The following is a 17350-nucleotide window of genomic DNA, read 5'->3' as shown; positions in this document are numbered from 1 at the left end:
GGAAACGAAGCTAAATCAATAGCTTGCGCGGAAATTGGCTGGGGCGGGAGGATTCCCAGCAGCCTATCGTTAAGTCATTGATTAACAAGCAAACTGCTGTTCTCGTTGACCTTTTCAGCCTGGCTGTTACGGCTGACTGTTACGGCAACCTGTTACAACGGCCGTCTCGAAACGCCCGGATCAGCCCATGTGTCTTGCCACGAACATCGCTCGCCGCAATGGCTCGGCCGTCTACTATGCGCGGCTTGCAGTCCCGAAGGAGCTTCAAGCCATCTTCGGCGCAAAGGAGCGGTGGGAGTCTCTGCGCACGAAGGACGCCCGCGAAGCCAAGGTGCGCGTGCTGGAGGTGCTTCAGCGTTGGAGTGATGAGTTCGCTACCCTGCGCCGCAAGCTCGCCTCGACTGAGCCGGCGGCGGACGAGATCGAGGCGGTGACGTGGGGCCACTACCAAGGAGAGCTTGAGCACCACCAGATCGAGCGGAGGGTGCGCCCAACATCCCGAGAAACCGACCTGCTCACGGAGCCGGTCGCACTCAGGCGCGACGTGTCGGCGTTTCAAAAGCGCTCCAGAGCGGTGCGGAAGAAGACGCTCGAAGATCACCTCGGCCAGGGTGAGACGGCGCTCGTGCATCACGCCGCGCGGTCTCTCATCACCAGAGAGAATTGGGCGATTGGGGATGACACACCGGAGTTCCGCGATCTTTGCGAGCGTCTACAGCGAGCCAAACTTGAAGCGCTACGCCGAGCTGAGGAACAAGACCAAGGTGACTTCACCGGCCGCCCGGCGGACCCGGCTGTGAAAGCGCCAAAGAAGGCCGCTACTGCCATCGCCGCTCCGGGGGAAGGAGTGCTTGAGCTATTCGACGCCTTCGCTCGCGAGAACCCGAAGGGCGTGAAGCCCGACACCCTGCGCATGAACCGTGAAATAGTCACATGGTTCGCGCAACACGTTGGGCCGACCTTCCCGGCCTCCGCAATCGACAATAAAGCCGTGCGAGAGTGGAAGCAGGCGCTCGCCAAATTCCCGATCAAAGCCGCCGAGGTGCGCGAATTTCGCGGCCTGTCATTCACGAAAATCATCGTCGCAAATGATCGTCTGAGACGCTCGACGCTCTCGGATCGAACGGTCAATAAATATCTGTCTGCACTCGGCGCCTACTGCCAGTGGCTGATGCGCAACGGCCACATCGACAGCAATCCCGTCGATGGAATGCACCTCGGCAACGACAAAGGAGACAACAAAGTTCGACCATATACGTCAGAGCAGCTTCAAAAAGTCTTTGCATCGCCACTTTTCACTGGAACTCAATCCGAAAAGCAAGTCCACAAGCCGGGAAACTTTAAGATTCGCGATCATCGCTACTGGCTTCCGCTTCTGTCACTTTTCACAGGCGCGCGGATGGGGGAGTTAGCGCAGTTGCTTGTGGCAGATGTGCGCCAGGATCGCGGGCGTTGGATTATCCACATCACATCCGAAGGAGACACTTCAAAGGTAGTCAAGACGAAAGGATCAATGCGCGTCCTTCCAATCCATCCCGAGCTCGAACGTCTGGGTTTCCTGCGCTTTCACGCCAAATGCGCCGGGTCACGACTATTTCCGGAGATAAAACCTGATGCTCGTGAAACACTCACCGGTCACTACTTACGTTTTTGGGCACGCTACCTCCAGAAAATCGGCGTGAAAACCGACGCCAGCGTGAATTTCCACTCTTTCCGGCACGGAATGGCGGATGCACTACGGCGCGCAGGATACCGCGATGAGGAGTTCGGCTTCCTACTTGGTCATACTCAAGCTACGACGACCGGGCGCTACGGCATTCTCGCAGAAGGCGACCTCATGCAGAGGTGCAAGATGATCGAGGCCGTAAATTTTCCCGGCCTCGACCTCAACCACTTGCTTGAGAACTTGTGAGCATCGGCAGACACACACACCTTGAATCCCGTCAAGCAAGTTATTGTGTTCGCATTGAAAATTAACACACCTGCCCATAGTGTAGCAACTAATTCACACAAGATATACTTCGCAGATGTAGAGAAGCACGGGCTTACCTCCCTCATCTCTGAAGAACATGGCGCTTTTCTCACGTAAGAAGTCCAAGACTGACATCTCGAACGTCGAGACCAAGGCAGCCCTCGTGCCGTCTAGCGTCTCCGCACCCGAGGACTGGTTCGTCGAGCTTGCGGCGGGTCGCGCCACGTCGGCAGGTGTTCGCGTCGGGGCGTATAACGCCATGACCGTCCCTGCCGTGAAGCGTGCCGTCGACCTCATTGGCTCGACCGTTGGCATTCTCCCCGTCCGCGTCTTCACCGTGGCAGCCGACGACGCCCGATCACCTGCCCCAGATCACCCGGCCTTCAGCATTGTCCACCGGACCGCGAACCCGTGGACCTCCGCCCGGAAGTTTCGCGAGACCCTAACCCGCGACGCCCTCTTGCACGGCAACGGCTACGCCGCCCTCGTGCGTGTCGGCGGCAAGCCGCGCGAGTTGATCCACCTGCCGCCTGGCACCGTCAGCGTCGACCTCGACCAGATCACCCGCGAGCCCTTCTATCGTGCGACCCTGGACGGCGAGTCCCGCGTCTTCACCTTCCGCGACATGCTGCACGTCGCGGCCCCATCCCTCGACGGCACGTCTGGCGCCTCGCCTGTCCGTCTTGGCCGTGAGGCCATCGGCTTGGCGCTGACCCTTGAGGCACCTGCGGCCCGGCTGTTCGGCAACGGCGCCCGGCCCGGCGGAGTGCTGCGCTTCCCCACCAAGCTCGGCCAGGATGCCGCGAACCGTATGAAGCGGGCGTGGCAGGCGGCCTTCGGTGGTGAAGGGTCCGGCGGAACGGCCGTCATTGAGGAGGGCGGCGACTTCACGTCCGTCACCCTCACGTCGGTCGACGCGCAGTTCCTCGAAATGCGCCAGCAGCAGACCCGCGAGATCGCGTGCGTCTTCGGTGTGCCGGCGACCATGTTGAACGACCTGTCGAGCGCCACCTTCTCGAACACCGAAGCCCTCGGCCAGGCGTTCCGCGACGAAACCGTGATGCCGTGGGTGGTCGCCTGGGAAACCGCCTACGAGCGCGTCCTCCTCGACGAGGGCGAACTCACCACATACGCCATCGTCTTCGACCTCGACGGCCTCGACCGTGCGGACCTGTCGTCCAAGACCGACGCCATCGCCAAGCGCCGGGCGGCCGGAATCGTCACCGCGAACGAGGAGCGCCGCGCCCTCAATCTCCCGGCCCACGCCAACGGGAACGACCTTGGCAGTCCCTACACGACGGCCAACGCTGGTCAGCCCGCGAAGGACCAGGCCGCATGAGCGCGACCGCGATCACCTTGTTCTTCGGCGACCTGGAACACGCCTTCGACCTGGCCCAGCCCGAGATCGTCCGCGAGCTTGAGGCAAAGACTGGCGTCGGGATCGGCGCCTTGGTCCAGCGGGTCGTTCACACCCGCGAGTTTGCGCACGCCGACCTCGAACACACGATCCGGCTTGGCCTCATCGGCGGCGGCATGTCCCCGAAAATCGCGGCTGGCCTCGTCGCCAACTACCTCCCCGTCCAGCCGCTCGCCGAGACCATGATCGTGGCGGTGAACGTGCTCACCGCCCTGTGGTTCGGCGTGACACCGGCCGAGACCAGCCCCGAACGTATCATGAACGAGACCGCAGAATGACCCGCGCCGAGGAATATAGCGCCGCCCTCGCCGCTTGTGCTCAGCACGACGCCGTTCGCCGCGCTCGTAAGCATGCCCGCTTTTTGGAGAGTGGCGGCATCGCACGCACCAAGTCCGTTCGCCGCGAGATCGAGCGCAAAGCCGTCGAGCATCAGGACACTCCGGCATGATCGAGCGCCTTGAGTTCAAGACGGCGCTCGGTCTCGACGAGGCCGGCACCATCACCGGAATCGCCTGGCCGTTCGGCTCACCCGACCGGGCCGGCGACATCATCACCAAGGGCGCCTTTCGTGGCATCCCGGCTCGCCTCCCGATGCTGTGGCAGCACGACCCCACGCAGGTGGTCAGCGTTTGGGAGCACGGTCAGGAGACCGACGCCGGCCTTGAGGTGAAGGGCCGCCTGCTCCTCGGCCAGGTCGCCCGCGCCGACGAGGTGCGCGCCTTGGTCCAGTCCGGTGCCGTGGGCGGCCTGTCCATCGGCTTCAGCACGAAGTCCGCCTCGCCCCGCTCCGGCGCTCGTGGCCGCACCATCACTGCTCTCGACCTCGTCGAGATCAGCCTCGTGTCCATCCCCTCCCACCCTGGCGCCCGCGTGCGCTCGGCCAAGTCCGGCCTCGTCGCGATCCAGATCGCCGAAGCCATCAACCGCGCCGCCCTGGCGCTCCGTCACTGAAAGAACAGCACCCCATGACCATGCACGTTCGCGCCATCGAAGGCGCTCCCATCGAGTTGAAGGACGCCGACGCCGATCCGGCCGAGATCGTCACCAAGGCCCTGGCCGACCTTCAGGCCTCCGTCGAGGACCGGCTCAAGGCTGTCGAGACCAAGGCCGCCGACACCGCGCGCCTCGACCGCATCGAGGCCCGCCTCAGCCGCCCTGGCGCGACTGCCCCGAAGGTCGACGAGGCCCCGGCCGGCGAGATCGAGCGCAAGGCGTTCGTGTCGTTCCTGCGCAAGGGCGGCAACGGCCTCGGCGCCGAGGAGAAGAAGGCCCTTTCCGTGGGCGCGCAGTCGGCCGGTGGCTACCTGGCGCCGGACCAGTTCACGACCGACTTCGTGCGCGACCTCGTGCTGTTCTCGCCCATCCGGCTCCTCGCAGAAGCCGGAGTTGAAGATCCTCAAGGCCGAGTTCGGCGACGGATATTCGCAAAGCGCCGGCGACGGCATGAACCACATCCGCAAGGTTTTCGACCTGAAGTGGGACCCGCTCACGGACGGCCAGGCCGCGACCATCGAGGTGTTCCTCGAACGCCACGGCAGCACGAAGCCGTTCCTTTACCAGCACCCGCGCGCCTCGACCCCGATCAAGGTCACGTCCGAGGAGTGGGAGCGGACGGACAACGCCGCCAGCCTGTGCGGCTTCCGGGCTGTGCTCCTTCAGTCCTTCGTGTTGGTGTAGTCATGACAGACACCCCGAACAGCCGTCGTGACTTGTGGCGTTGAGTAATTCAGACCACTATTACTGACGTAACCACACTCAGGACAGGAAATCAGGCTTGGGCCAAGATTAGCAATTCAACCAGGGTGACGGCTAGGAATTGGTTTATGCGTCCGAGTGTCGACTGCGATGAGGTATGTGCCCTGGCTGACTACGAGCCGCGCCAGGTTCGGAATGAAGCACTTGCTTATATTGCCGAGGACGATGCAAGGCGCGCAGCCGGCTTGCCTCACTATAAGAAGATAAAGAAGGCATCTCAGAAGCCTGAAAAGCCTCGCTATACGTATGAATGGCATAGCCTTACACTGAATGAGTGGTCGGAACGCACAGGTATCAGGGTGGTAACCTTAAGAGGTCGCGTTAATCAGGGCTGGCCGTTGGAGCGTGCACTCACACAGCCCGCGATCCAGGGTGCCGGCTTCCGCGACAACCCACTCGGCGAGCTTGCGAAGCGTCTCACGTTCAACGGCGAGACACTGACGGTCGCACAGTGGTCTCCTCGCGCCGGCAGGCAGCCGAACGCTTCGGTGTCGGGAAGGCCAGCGCGATCCGGTGGCACGCACGCTTCCGGGACGCGGGTGAGATCGCGCCTAAGACTGCGGGCGGCGACCGGTCCCCGCCCGCCATCGGGGCTCATACCGAGACGATCCTGGAGATCTGCCGGGCCCATCCGCAGATCTTCCTTCGGGAGTTGCGCGACAGGCAAGACGAGCAGGGTGTCCGAACCAGCACGAGTGGGCTGTGGCGGTTCTTTGGTCGCCACGGCATCACCCGTAAAAAGGGGCTCTTCACGCGGACGAGCAGCAGCGCGAGGACGTAAGCGCAGCCCGTAGCGCATGGTTCGAGGGGCAACTCGATCTCGACCCGAACACTCTCGTCTTCATCGACGAGACGGCCGCCGCCACCAACATGGTGAGGCCCTATGGCCGATCCCTACGCGGCGAGCGCTGCCGCATCTCCGCTCCGCACGGCATGTGTGGACGCACCTTCGGGTGCAAGCAAAATCTCTGGACGGGCGCGGTGCGTGATCGGGTGCTGCCATGTGTCCGGCCTCTGATGCGGCGGGTTACATGCCGCGGGCCCGTATGGGAGTGCGAGAGTCGGGACCACATCACTACAGCGCGCTCGAAGCGCTCCCCGTGCGCCTGGTTCTCCCAACTCCGTCTCACCGACGTTGCGCCATACCTGTCCGTTGACCTCCTCACGCCCTCCGACAGCCTCGCGTCCGCCCCGCCTACGCGGTGACGGCCGGAGCTCGGTAGATCCCACCCTTCGTCAGAAGGGCCCACGCGATGCGCGCGTTCTTGTTCGCCACAGCTACGATGACCAGCATCGGCGGCTTGCGCGCGAGCATTTGGCCGAGCCATGAGTCGGCCGGCACGCCCTTGCGCTTGGCCCAGCGTACCACCGCGCTGGCCGCGATGATGAGCAGGCGTCTCAGCGTCCGCTCGCCCATGCGCGAGGTGCGGCCCAGGCGCTCTTTGCCGCCGGCCGAGCGCTGCACCGGTGTCAGCCCGACCCAGGCGGCGAAGTCGCGGCCCGAACGAAAAGTCTCAACGGGCGGGGCCAGGGCCTCGATGGCAGTGGCGATCAGCGGCCCGATGCCGGGCACGCTCATCAGCCGCCGAGCCGTATCGTCGGCCTTCGCGCGCGTGGCGATCTCAGCATCCAGGGTTGCGGTCTGCTCCTGCAGATGGCGGAGCGCACAGACGAGCACGGCGAGGCTGGCGCGGGCGGCTGGAGGAATGTCCGAAGCGGGATCCTCGATCTGCGCGATAAGCCGCTCGATATGGGCGGGTCCCTGCGGCGCGATCAGGCCGTACTCGGCAAGATGGCCGCGGATCGCGTTGATGAGCTGGGTGCGCTGGCCAACCAGCACGTCGCGGGTCCGGAAGATCACCGCGGAGGCCTGCTTGGCTTCGCTCTTCACGGCAACGAAGCGCATGGTGGGACGCTGCGCAGCTTCGCAGATCGCCTCGGCATCGGCTGCATCGTTCTTCTGCCGTTTGACGAAGGGCTTCACGTAGGCAGGTGCGATCAGCTTCACCGTGTGACCGAGCTTGCCGATCTCGCGGCCCCAATGATGCGCGCCGGGGCAGGCCTCCATCGCCACGAGGCAGGGCGGTTGAGCAGCGAAGAAGGCCAGCACCTGCTCCCGCCGCAGCTTCTTGCGGAAGATCGGCGCACCGGCAGCGTTCGCGCCGTGCGCTTGGAAGACGTTCTTGGCCAGATCCAGGCCGATGATGCTAACCTCTGTCACGGACGCCTCCCTCGGGTGGTTCACAACACCACCACCTTGGCACGTCGATGCCGTCGGGGGGCGTCCACCCCATCACTATAAGACCACCACCGTCACCGCCGCCCTACGCACGAGCGGCCTCGTCGCCATCACCTTGTTCGACGGAGCGACGAACGGCGAGCGCTTCCTGGCTTACGTCACCGAGACCCTGGTCCCGGTGCTGAAGCGCGGCGACACGGTCATCCTCGACAACCTGAACGTCCATAAGGTGGCCGGGGTGCGGAAAGCCATCGCGACGGCCGGCGCACGCTTGCTTTACCTCCCGGCCTACAGCCCGGACTTCAACCCGATCGAGCAAGCTTTCGCCAAGCTGAAAGCGCTCCTGCGAACAGCGGCTACGCGCACTGTCCCAGACCTTTGGGCTGCAATCCGAAACGCCTTCAAAGCCTTCCGCCCTCGCGAATGCCGAAACTACGTCGCCGCCGCCGGATACGATGCCTTCAACCCAATATGAACGGTAATGGCTCTAGAGATCAGGAATAAGCAAGTGAGTGCAGTGACTATCGAGGAGGTGAAGGCCCATCTCCGGATCGCCTGCTGGGATCGGCACGCCTTGCGGCATGGGCACGGTACGTCGACGGGGCGATCGGCAGCACTTTGCAGATCGGCTCGACCCCGTAGGCCTCCCGGTGCTCGTCGATGAACGCCTTCATCGTTTGAACGGGCGGTCGAGCTCCGCCAGCGCAAAATAGGCCGACGCCTTCCTCAGGATCTCGCTGCGCGGTCCTTCGGTTCGTTGGCCTGCCGGAGTTCGCGGTTCTCGCGCTCCAGCGCCTTGATCCGCTCGCGTTCGTCCGTGCTCGGGCCGCCCCGCTGTCCCTTGTCCCTCTCGGACTGCCGGATCCAGTTCCGGAGCGTCTCGCCCGAACAGCCGATCTTAGCCGCGATCGAGGTGATCGCCGCCCATTACGAGGCATGCTCGCCTTGGTGGTTCAGGACCATCCGCACCGCGCGGGCACGGACCTCAGGGAAATACGGTGCTGTTCGCTTCGTCATGGCTCCATCCTCTCAAGAGCTGGAGCCTCCGGGAAACCTGGGGCGGTTCATGTGTGGCAATCGACGACGGTCAGAATCCGGAACGGACGCCCGTCGAACAGGCGGTCGGATACGAAGTCAATCGCCCAGACCTTGTCGGGTCCGCCGATCGCTGGTCGCCCCTGGCGATAGCGCCAAGCCCGCTTGCGCTTGAGTAGCTTGACCCGGATCGACAGTCCCTCGTCGCGGTAGATCCGGTAGGTGCGCTTGTGGTTCACCTTCCAGCCCTCCCGTCGCAGCAGGATGTGCAGCCGCCGATAGCCGTAACGGACCTGTGCGGCGGCCAGCTCCTTCAACCGCATCCGCAAAGCGGCCTGCGGGTCGGATCGCTTCCTGTAAGCTGGGACGAACGGTCGAAGCCGGCGGCCTGGCAGGCCCGACGCTCGCTGATTTCGTAGGCCGCCTGCAAGTGACCGGCGACTTCACGGCAAACGGCGGGCCTCACCACTTTCGTTTGAGCACATCCTGCAGCATCGAGCGGTCCAGAGTCAAGTCGGCGACCAGCCGCTTGAGCTTGCCGTTCTCGTCCTCCAGCTACTTCAGCCGTCGGATCTCCGGCACGCCCATGCCGACGAACTGCTTCTTCCAGCGGTAGAAGGTCGGCTCGGAGACGCCCATCTTCCAGCAGACCTCGTCCACCAAAGCGCCGTTCTCCGCCTGTCGCAGGGCGAAGGCGATCCGTTCATTCGTGAAGCGTTTGCAAGGCATGACATCCACCCTCCATCAGGGTTCAGGATGCCCGAAAAACTTGCGCTCAGCGCGGTCAGGTTTGCTGGGGCAGGGTCAACCTGAACCGAGCGGTTCAGCGCCGGTCACCCACTCCGCCATCCTCACGTGACCGACGATGTCCTAACTTCGAACCTGGACCACCGAATGGGGGCAGACCACTTGCGCTGTGCAAGGAAACACGGCATCTATCACCAAATGACAAATTTGGCTGGGACATGGCTTATCCAAATATATCTACTTGGTTCTGGAGTTCCGATACGATGTTTTGGAATTATGGAGATGCAATTTCAGTATTTTTAATTGATGAACTTATATATGACTTCTTTCCATATAGCGCACAAACTCATGTAATAGGCAGCGTTATATTTGATGGCATATTGCAAAATTACGATGAAAGCAACAGCTTATGGAAAAAACAGCTCTATGACGATCGAGATGTAAAAGCAGTATTTTGGGGATGTGGTATTCGCAGTCCAGGATCTCTTAACTCGGATCTCTACCCGTCCGTCGAAATTCTGGCAGTGAGAGGCCCGGTTTCCGCTTCGGATCTTCGATTGGGAGAAACGGTGCCACAGGGCGACCCAGCCTTGTTGCTTCCCGCTTTGTACAAACCGCGCCGCTCCTCGAAATTTTTCAATAAATCGATCTGCGTCCCCCATTATAACGACAATAGGACAGACGAAGAAATCCGTAAGATCTCAGGCTGCGATCTAATTCTAAGGTCGGCGGTCAAAAAGGATAAGGACTCGATAAAGGCCTTTATTAATGCAATCTGTTCGGCCAGATTTATTCTGGCTGGCGCGATGCATGCGGCTATCACGGCCGCCGCCTATGGCATTCCGTTCGCTTTCTGGGACAGCGGCACCATCGATATTCCCACCAAGTGGGAGGATACGGCCAGTCTGCTTGGTATCCGGTGCGTCTATTTCGGAGAGCTGACGGCCGCCGTCGACTTCTACGAGCGCGAGATCGCGCCAGCTATTACCATTCCGCCGCTTTGGCCGTTAATTTGCGTAGCCCCGGGATTTCTCAAGATGGGAGGCATGCTAAAAGTACTAAAATATGAACTGGAACGGTCCACAGGCGCTAAACATGAAGAGTTAGATTATTTTATCGACGAAATCATTGCACGTAACGCCCACCATTCCCATCTAGCCGTGCTCGCCAAGGATATGCACGACCAATTCGTCGAACAGAACAAGAATTTATCCGAAAACCTGTCATCGACCCAGACCTTGCTCAAGACGAGGGATGAAGAGCTCTCGTCGGTGCGAGCCGCGTATGACGGTATAGTGATCGCGCAAGCCGGTCGATCCGAGGAGCTTACGGCGATCTTCGGCGACAAATCGGCGCTGGAACAACAGCTGGCGGCCCAATCGGCGCTGCTTGATCAAGCCCTGGCAGACCAACAGACAGCCATGCAGGACAGGGGTAGCGCCCAGGATCGATTGTTTCGCGAGATAGCGGAGAAGGACAGGGCTTTGAGCGAACATGTAGAGCTGACGGCCAGGCAGCTGGAGGGCATGCGGACAGTCCACGATCGGGACATCGCCCAGGAAAAGCGGGACGGACAGCGGCTGCAAGAGGAAGTAGCACAGCTTCGGGGGAAAATTTCGATGCTTCAGAAGAAAGGCGAGGAAGAGGAGGCGCGCGGCTTAACCGAACGCGCGGCGTTCGAGGAGCAGATCAAGGCCATTGCGCAACGCCTGCACGCCGCCCACGAGCAGACGCGCCATCAGCAAGATTTACAAAACGCCAGCGAAAAGCAGATTGAAGACCTGGCGGCGCAAAATGAAAAACTCGAAGAAACATCGGTAGAACTAGCTTCGGAACGCAGTCAATTTAAGCGTCTGGCTGACGAGTATGGCACCAAAATCGAAGCGTTCAGCCTCGAGGTAAGCGAGCTGTCCACGGAGATAGAGGATCAAAGACTCCGATTTGATCGCAGAGTACAAAATCTGTCGATGGAGCATGAAGAACAGATTCTAGCTCAGAAAGAAAACTATCGTTCTTTCGAAGAGGTTATAGGTCGATTACAAGAAAAAATGATGTCGCAGCTAGCGAAGGGCGAAGCGAACGCACAACAGGCTCAAGCACAGTTTGAAACAACCCGGCGATCACTGGAAAACGACATTGCTCGATTGCAGCAGGAAAGGGAGGCGACCGACGCGCGGAACGCCGACCTCAATCGAGAAATCGCTAGACTGGAGAAGCGACTCGTCGCTGAGGACAGCGAGGCCCGAAGCCGCAGCCTTCAGATCGAGCAGTTGCACAAGGAAATTCATCAAGTCCGTTCACAGGCTGACAGCCTGCGGGATCAAACGCATGGTCTGGTCATCCAGCAGCGAGCCTTGCGCGATAATCTAGCTCTGAGGGAAAGTGAAGACGCCGCTAGGGCGGCGGATGCAAATACGGCAATAACCCGTTACTGGCATCTGACGAGCCAGACAAACGTACAGATGAAAAGCCGGTTCCTACTGTCGCAGACGATAAAGAATAACAAAAAGGCTAAGATCCTACACAAAAATTGTGCGATGATCGATACGTTTCTTGAAAAATTCAGCGAAGCTGAGCTCGGTTTTTCTAGGTCAGGGCGCGAGCAGCGTATCACACAGTATTTATTAGGTGTAACCGATGAGATCGAGGATTTTCCGATAATTAACCGGGAATTGTATTTCTATCTCAATCCAGATGTTGCAGAAGCCAACATTGACCCGTTCATCCATTTTATAAATAATGGACAATGGGAACAACGTATCATTCACCCAGCTATCAATATCCCATACTATATATTGCAGTACCCAGAAGTCGATAAGTTCACGATTTCGCCCTTGGAACATTTTTTTAAATTTGGTGTTGCCAAAAATTACAATCCATCACCCTATTTTAGTACAAAATGGTACTTTGACCATTATGTTGATGTGAAGCTGATCAACATAAATCCGGTGATTCATTATCTGCGGCATCCCGGGTGTAATCCAAATCCTGAATTTGACTCAGATTTTTATAGAAAAAATAATCTGGATGTCGTTCGCAATGGCATGAACCCGCTGGTGCATTACATCTTATGGGGACGGGCTGAAGGTCGTCGGCCTACTTATGCGGCGCCCGCCGCACTGGCTCCTTCAACTGCACCGCCGCCTACAGGCGTACCCTTGGCCATCATCGAACCGGCGACACCAAAATCTCCGCTCGCAGTGCCCGAACAGGCGCATGTAGCACCCTTCTCGTCTGCAGAGGGTAGACCGATCTTAGTCATGATGGATGCCTTCTACCCTCGGCCCGACGAGGATTCAGGATCGCTGGATCAGGTCAATTTCATTCGCATTTTTCAGAATCTGGGTTATGATGTTCACTTCATCGCATTGTTGAACTTCGGGGATGCCCCCGAAGTCGGGAATAGGGTCGCCCAACTCGGCGCATATTGCATCACCTCGTCTGAATTCATCTCGATTGAGGAATATCTGTTTCTCCATCAAGATCAAATTTCCGTCCTATTTTTATCGCGCGTGCATTTCGGAGGCGCGTGGATCGAACGCGCTCGCACTTTCTGTTCAAAGGCGCGAATCCTGTTTAACACGGTTGACCTGCATCATATTCGCGAGGAACGCGAGGCCGCCCTGCATGGCGATGCGGACGGCGTCGCCCGAGCGCGCGAAACAAAGCGTCTGGAATATGCGTGCATCAACATGGCGGACGCGAGCATCGTGGTGTCGGACTATGAACAGAAGTTACTGGCCGACGAACTGCCGTCTGCTCGTGTCGCAGTGGTGCCGCTAATGCGCGAAATTGTCAGAAGCCGCTTTCGCGGCTGGGACGGCAGGCGAAATCTCGCCTTCATCGGCGGGTTCCAACATCAACCAAATATCGATGCCGTTAATTATTTTCTAGATGATATATGGCCGATCGTGCGCGCACAGCGTCCTGACCTGAAATTCTACGTGATTGGATCGCATCTGCCAGAAACGCTGAGCACGCGCAGCGATACGCACGTCGAGTGGATCGGCTATGTCCCCGAAATCGAGCCCTGGCTCGACCAGCTTAGGCTGACCGTCGCTCCACTCCGCTATGGCGCGGGTGCCAAGGGTAAAGTCGTCAGCAGCTTGCTGAACGGCGTGCCTTGCGTAGTGACTTTGGTCGCCGCGGAAGGTATGGGGCTGAGGATCGGTGAGGATATCGTGGCCTGCCCCACCCCGCAAGAGTTTGCCGACGCCATCATCAAAATTCATGACGATGCGGAGACGTGGAGTCGTCTATCCGAGCAAGGATTCACAACAATAAGCAAAACTTATTCTATTGAATACGCGCAAAACCGCGTGGAATCTATCCTTCAATTTAAACGATAAAAAGATGGGATAGTTGGGATCGCGATGATGAATAGACCTACTATATCTGTTGTTATTCCTTTATATAATCATGAAAAATATATCAAAGAAACCCTATCGAGCGTATTGGCTCAAACCGTAAGACCTGACGAAATTATCGTTTTGGATGATGGGTCTTCCGATGGCGGATGGAAAATAGCGGAACAAGTTTTGTCAGGCGTTTCGGGCGCCCGTGTTGACCGGCAATACAATCAGGGTGCCCATAACAGCATTAATACCGCCATCGCCGCTAGCAGGGGTGATCTGGTGGCGGTGCTCAATTCCGACGACAGCTTCTTGCCTTGGAAGATCGCCCGTTGCCTCGAACTGTTTCACGTGTGTCCAACGTTAGACTTAGTGTTCGGGCGCGTCGCCATCATAGACTCAGACAGCCATGTCGTTCAACAAAGCGAGACGACGAACTGGCTAGACCGTTCAATCGCCTTTTACGATCGGACGCAACATCTGGCTCTATCGATCCTGAACGAGAATTTCGTAACCACAACATCGAACATGGTGTTCACGCGGTCGCTATGGGAGCGCAACGGCCGATTCCAAGATCTGCGCTACTGCCACGATCTAGATTTTCTGCTGGCATCATGCCGTCACGGCACGGTGCATTTCGATCGAGACGTCGAGCATATCCACTATCGCGTGCATCCCACCAACACGATTAAGGAGATGCTGGAAAAGGTCCAGCTGGAGATCGCCGCAGTTTTAGCATCGGCCCTGGACTGCCGAACGCTGGGGTTGGGAGTGGCCTTGACGCCACAGGAACAGCAGCTGCTGGAAGAGATTATCCACGCCAAGGGGCTTGGAGCGAAAATCACCTCGCTCGTGCCTTTCTGCAAGAGTTTCGACGAACGCGGCGTGCTGTACCGACAGATTTCAGGTAACAGGAAGCCGCATTTCCGCGTAGCCAACGATCAATTAGCTCCGGCGGTCCAACCCGTAGCGTCGCGCCCGTTCCGAGTAGCCATTGAGCTATCCGCTTTCGATCGTGGCGGGCTGGAAAAAGTGGTGCTGGACTGCGCTGTTGACTTCAAGCGCTGTGGGGTGGAACCGCTGATCATTTCCTGCGGAAGGGTCGGGCATTTGGCTAATATAGCAAGGACCCATGAAATCGAAACAATTGAGCTACCCGAGGAAAATCGCGAAGACTTTTACGAGCGCTTACTGCGCGATCGTCCAGTCGATATCGCCATGTCGCATTTTTCCAATGTCGGTTATCCCGTCTTTCGACGACTCGGTATTCCGAACATAACCTACATTCACAATATATATGCGATGTTACGTGGCGAAGCACTGGACAACTTTATCGCCAACGATGCCTTCGTCAATCGCTATATCTCTGTGTCGCAACTTGCTACAGATTATGCTGTGGACAAGCTGGGTATCGCAGCACACAAAATCGATACCATCCCTAACGGCCTAATATTCGCTGAACATCAGTATCGATTCGAGAATAGTCTGGTGGCTAGCCGGGCAGACTTTGGCATAGCGGAGGACGACTATCTGTTTCTGAATGTTGCGTCGTATAATCTGCATAAGGCTCATTATCTGATGGCGGACGCAATGCGTCTCATTCTCAAGAAGCGCAGCGATATCAAGATATTATGCGTCGGCAACACGATACATCCGCCGCATATCGATCAGCTGCGCACTGATCTTGTTAATTGGGGATTGGACAAGCATATGTTAATGCCGGGATATTTCGAGGATGTGGCATCCTTCCACAAGGCGGCCGACGCCTTCCTGCTTCCGTCTCTAATCGAAGGATGGAGCATCGCGATGAACGAAGCGATGTTTTATGAAAAGCCTATGATCCTGTCGCGTACAGGCGGGGCACCGCAGGTCATCGAGAATAACGATACTGGGATAATCGTCCCCAACGAATATGGTGATATCGGCAATCTGAATTCCTATGTCTTGGATTCCATCGGGTATGATCGGCGCCGCTTTGAAACGGCACCCTACCTAGCGAACGCGATGACAAATTTTGCAGATAATAGAGAGAGTTGGAAACTAAAGGGTAAGTTTGCGCGCCAGAAAGTTTTACATAAATATGGCTTCTCGGATGTAGTACAAAAATATATCCAGATATGTCGTACTGTAATTCGTGGCTCGGAAGTTCAAAAATGAAAAACTATTTCTTAAGATTTCTCTCTGCCTTGAATAGTTATATTTTGAATCATATATTCCTTAAACGAATGCCCTATTTTGCGAGGCACTTTTACATGAGGAAAATGTGCGGAATTAAGGTTGGCAAACATACTTCTGTACATTGGGGATGCTTCTTCACGGGAAATAATATTATTATTGACGATAATAGCGTCATAAACCGTTTTTGCTATGTCGACGGCAGAGGTCCACTATATATAGGGAAAAATGTGAATATTTCGCACTATACTATCATTCATACCTTGACGCACGTTACCAACTCGCCCTCTTTCCATGCTATCGCTAAGCCCGTGGCGCTGATGGATCATTGTTGGATTGGTGCGCGTGCCATCATTCTGCCCGGTGTAACGGTCGGTGAAGGCTCTGTTGTGGCAGCAGGCTCTGTCGTGGTGAAGGATGTTCCTCCCTATACCATTGTCGGTGGTAATCCAGCCAAAATCATCGGGCAACGAACTCGTGATCTTCAATACAAAACAACTTATTTTCCTTTCTTCGATACCGATATTCAGTAAATATTATCTATGAATAGTTGGAGGTAGGCTGAATTTTGCGGTGTTATTTGGCCTATATTATTGTGAAGCCATTATTGTTTATATCGACGACAAAAATTTGTGCTTTCGTTGGAAGCGTCCTGCCGATTAGATCGGTAAATCGATAATAACGCTCACAATATAGCGGAAGCATTCGAAAAAATTCTATGGGAAGACGACATTTTATTGTGACTAACTTATCACGCCTACGAGCGCACTGGCCTGGCTGCTGGCCTTCCCGATACCATAATTGAATCGGGTATATTCTTGGATCTGGGAGCCCCTTTATTCGAACCCTATGGATCGCTATTTTATCGCGATATGCATCTAACAGATGGCAGTTATGCCAAGACTAAAGAGTCCTTTGCAGGAGCCTCTGGGGAACCCGGGGAGGTTCAATGCGCACTGGACGCTGAAGCGGGCCAAGGCGCGGCCTGCCAAAGCGAACGGTGCGAAGGCCAAGGTCGAGATCGCCATTCCAGTGTTCGGGTACAAGACGCATGTCTCGATCGACCGCAAGCACCGGTTCGTCCGCCGTTTCACCGTCACCAGCGCGGCCGACGACGACGGAGCGCAACTGGCCAACGTCCTCGACGCGACCAACACGGCGAGCGACGTCTGGGCCGATACCGCCTACCGTTCGAAGACCAACGAAGCCCATCTCGCCAAATAACGGCCGACGCTCGAAGATCCCCTTCCGGCGCCAGCCCGGCCTCAATCTGACGCGGTCACAGCGCAAGGCCAACTGCGCCCGCTCCAAGGTCCGCTCAGCCGTCGAGACGGTGTTCGCCGGGCAGAAGCACCGCTTCGGCCTGTTCGTGCGCACCATTGGCCTGGTCCGAGCCCGGACCAAGATCGGGCTCGCCGACCTCGCCTACAACCTCAAGCGCTTCCTCTGGATCGAAGCCCGGCCCGTGGTGACCTGAGGGAAACTCGGGATGGGCTCCTAAGCCCGTTCACGACCACCGCCAGACGGCCAGAACGACAGTTCGATCACGCCAAAGCTGCGAGCGGCGTCAAATCGACGGTCAACCCTCGCAATTTAGCGGTTCTTCGTATTCATCCGGCGTGGACCGCGGGGGTCCTATTTCGTCATGATGCGGCGGA

12 protein-coding genes, 5 pseudogenes and 1 other annotated feature are annotated in these 17350 nt (G+C 57.8%); of the genes and pseudogenes, 14 read left to right on the top strand and 3 right to left on the bottom strand.

Annotation, left to right across the window (positions count from 1 at the left end; translation table 11 throughout):
• The first annotated feature begins 187 nt into the window (after positions 1–187).
• From G3T14_RS21085 to G3T14_RS25170, 8 genes and pseudogenes are all read left to right on the top strand, one after another.
• Positions 188–1912 (top strand): site-specific integrase, encoded by a 1725-nt coding sequence (locus tag G3T14_RS21085; RefSeq protein WP_163644493.1) that lies wholly within the window; start codon positions 188–190, stop codon positions 1910–1912.
• A gap of 157 nt (positions 1913–2069) precedes the next feature.
• Positions 2070–3311: a phage portal protein gene (locus tag G3T14_RS21080; protein ID WP_163644492.1), complete on the top strand. Its 1242-nt coding sequence runs from the start codon at positions 2070–2072 to the stop codon at positions 3309–3311.
• Positions 3308–3667, top strand: coding sequence for a gene transfer agent family protein (locus G3T14_RS21075; protein ID WP_163644491.1), 360 nt, complete (start codon positions 3308–3310; stop codon positions 3665–3667). Before G3T14_RS21080 ends, G3T14_RS21075 begins: the two co-directional genes overlap by 4 nt.
• Positions 3664–3837, top strand: coding sequence for a hypothetical protein (locus tag G3T14_RS21070; protein ID WP_163644490.1), 174 nt, complete (start codon positions 3664–3666; stop codon positions 3835–3837). Before G3T14_RS21075 ends, G3T14_RS21070 begins: the two co-directional genes overlap by 4 nt.
• Positions 3834–4340 carry an HK97 family phage prohead protease gene (locus G3T14_RS21065; RefSeq protein ID WP_163644489.1) on the top strand — a complete coding sequence of 169 codons (507 nt, stop codon included), beginning with the start codon at positions 3834–3836 and terminating at the stop codon, positions 4338–4340. Before G3T14_RS21070 ends, G3T14_RS21065 begins: the two co-directional genes overlap by 4 nt.
• Positions 4341–4354: 14 nt before the next feature.
• Positions 4355–4705, top strand: a pseudogene (locus G3T14_RS25180) (phage major capsid protein); the annotation flags it as partial.
• Positions 4706–4775: 70 nt separating this feature from the next.
• Positions 4776–5066 carry a phage tail protein gene (locus G3T14_RS25175; RefSeq protein ID WP_246733473.1) on the top strand — a complete coding sequence of 97 codons (291 nt, stop codon included), beginning with the start codon at positions 4776–4778 and terminating at the stop codon, positions 5064–5066.
• Between the two features lie 529 nt (positions 5067–5595).
• Positions 5596–6125 (top strand): annotated as a pseudogene (locus G3T14_RS25170) (hypothetical protein); the annotation flags it as partial.
• 214 nt (positions 6126–6339) lie between these two features.
• Here the strand turns inward: G3T14_RS25170 and G3T14_RS21055 are convergent.
• Complete coding sequence (locus tag G3T14_RS21055) at positions 6340–7365, bottom strand: IS110 family transposase (protein ID WP_163644487.1); 1026 nt, start codon at positions 7363–7365, stop codon at positions 6340–6342.
• A 73-nt stretch (positions 7366–7438) separates the two neighbouring features.
• Here G3T14_RS21055 and G3T14_RS21050 point away from each other — a divergent pair.
• Positions 7439–7858, top strand: a pseudogene (locus tag G3T14_RS21050) (IS630 family transposase); the annotation flags it as partial.
• 79 nt (positions 7859–7937) lie between these two features.
• Here G3T14_RS21050 and G3T14_RS21045 read toward each other — a convergent pair.
• Positions 7938–8400 (bottom strand): annotated as a pseudogene (locus G3T14_RS21045) (transposase); the annotation flags it as partial.
• Positions 7983–8099 (bottom strand) — a sequence feature (AL1L pseudoknot). It overlaps the preceding pseudogene by 117 nt.
• Positions 8401–8450: 50 nt before the next feature.
• Positions 8451–9147 (bottom strand): annotated as a pseudogene (locus G3T14_RS21040) (transposase); the annotation flags it as partial.
• A gap of 281 nt (positions 9148–9428) precedes the next feature.
• Between G3T14_RS21040 and G3T14_RS21035 the strand changes: the two are divergent.
• From G3T14_RS21035 to G3T14_RS21015, 5 genes are all read left to right on the top strand, one after another.
• Positions 9429–13514, top strand: coding sequence for a glycosyltransferase (locus tag G3T14_RS21035; RefSeq protein WP_163644486.1), 4086 nt, complete (start codon positions 9429–9431; stop codon positions 13512–13514).
• A gap of 24 nt (positions 13515–13538) precedes the next feature.
• A complete protein-coding gene (locus G3T14_RS21030; RefSeq protein WP_163644485.1) occupies positions 13539–15674 on the top strand; it encodes a glycosyltransferase in 2136 nt (711 codons plus the stop codon).
• On the top strand, positions 15671–16225 hold the full coding sequence (locus tag G3T14_RS25465) for an acyltransferase (protein WP_281409842.1): 555 nt from the start codon (positions 15671–15673) through the stop codon (positions 16223–16225). The genes G3T14_RS21030 and G3T14_RS25465 overlap by 4 nt, the downstream gene beginning before the upstream one ends.
• 382 nt (positions 16226–16607) lie before the next feature.
• Positions 16608–16916 (top strand): hypothetical protein, encoded by a 309-nt coding sequence (locus G3T14_RS21020; RefSeq protein ID WP_163644484.1) that lies wholly within the window; start codon positions 16608–16610, stop codon positions 16914–16916.
• Between the two features lie 109 nt (positions 16917–17025).
• Complete coding sequence (locus G3T14_RS21015) at positions 17026–17169, top strand: hypothetical protein (RefSeq protein ID WP_163644483.1); 144 nt, start codon at positions 17026–17028, stop codon at positions 17167–17169.
• Positions 17170–17350: the final 181 nt, after the last annotated feature.

The organism is Methylobacterium sp. BTF04 (assembly GCF_010692745.1).
GTDB lineage: Bacteria > Pseudomonadota > Alphaproteobacteria > Rhizobiales > Beijerinckiaceae > Methylobacterium.
This window is presented reverse-complemented; position numbering and strand designations above follow the sequence as displayed.

What these genes read in the sequence shown, in the direction of transcription:
- G3T14_RS21085 (WP_163644493.1), top strand. Translation starts at nt 188, where the DNA reads ATGTGTCTTGCCACGAACATCGCTCGCCGCAATGGCTCGGCCGTCTAC.
- G3T14_RS21080 (WP_163644492.1), top strand. Translation starts at nt 2,070, where the DNA reads ATGGCGCTTTTCTCACGTAAGAAGTCCAAGACTGACATCTCGAACGTC.
- G3T14_RS25465 (WP_281409842.1), top strand. Translation starts at nt 15,671, where the DNA reads ATGAAAAACTATTTCTTAAGATTTCTCTCTGCCTTGAATAGTTATATT.
- G3T14_RS21070 (WP_163644490.1), top strand. Translation starts at nt 3,664, where the DNA reads ATGACCCGCGCCGAGGAATATAGCGCCGCCCTCGCCGCTTGTGCTCAG.
- G3T14_RS21075 (WP_163644491.1), top strand. Translation starts at nt 3,308, where the DNA reads ATGAGCGCGACCGCGATCACCTTGTTCTTCGGCGACCTGGAACACGCC.
- G3T14_RS21030 (WP_163644485.1), top strand. Translation starts at nt 13,539, where the DNA reads ATGATGAATAGACCTACTATATCTGTTGTTATTCCTTTATATAATCAT.
- G3T14_RS21065 (WP_163644489.1), top strand. Translation starts at nt 3,834, where the DNA reads ATGATCGAGCGCCTTGAGTTCAAGACGGCGCTCGGTCTCGACGAGGCC.
- G3T14_RS21035 (WP_163644486.1), top strand. Translation starts at nt 9,429, where the DNA reads ATGTTTTGGAATTATGGAGATGCAATTTCAGTATTTTTAATTGATGAA.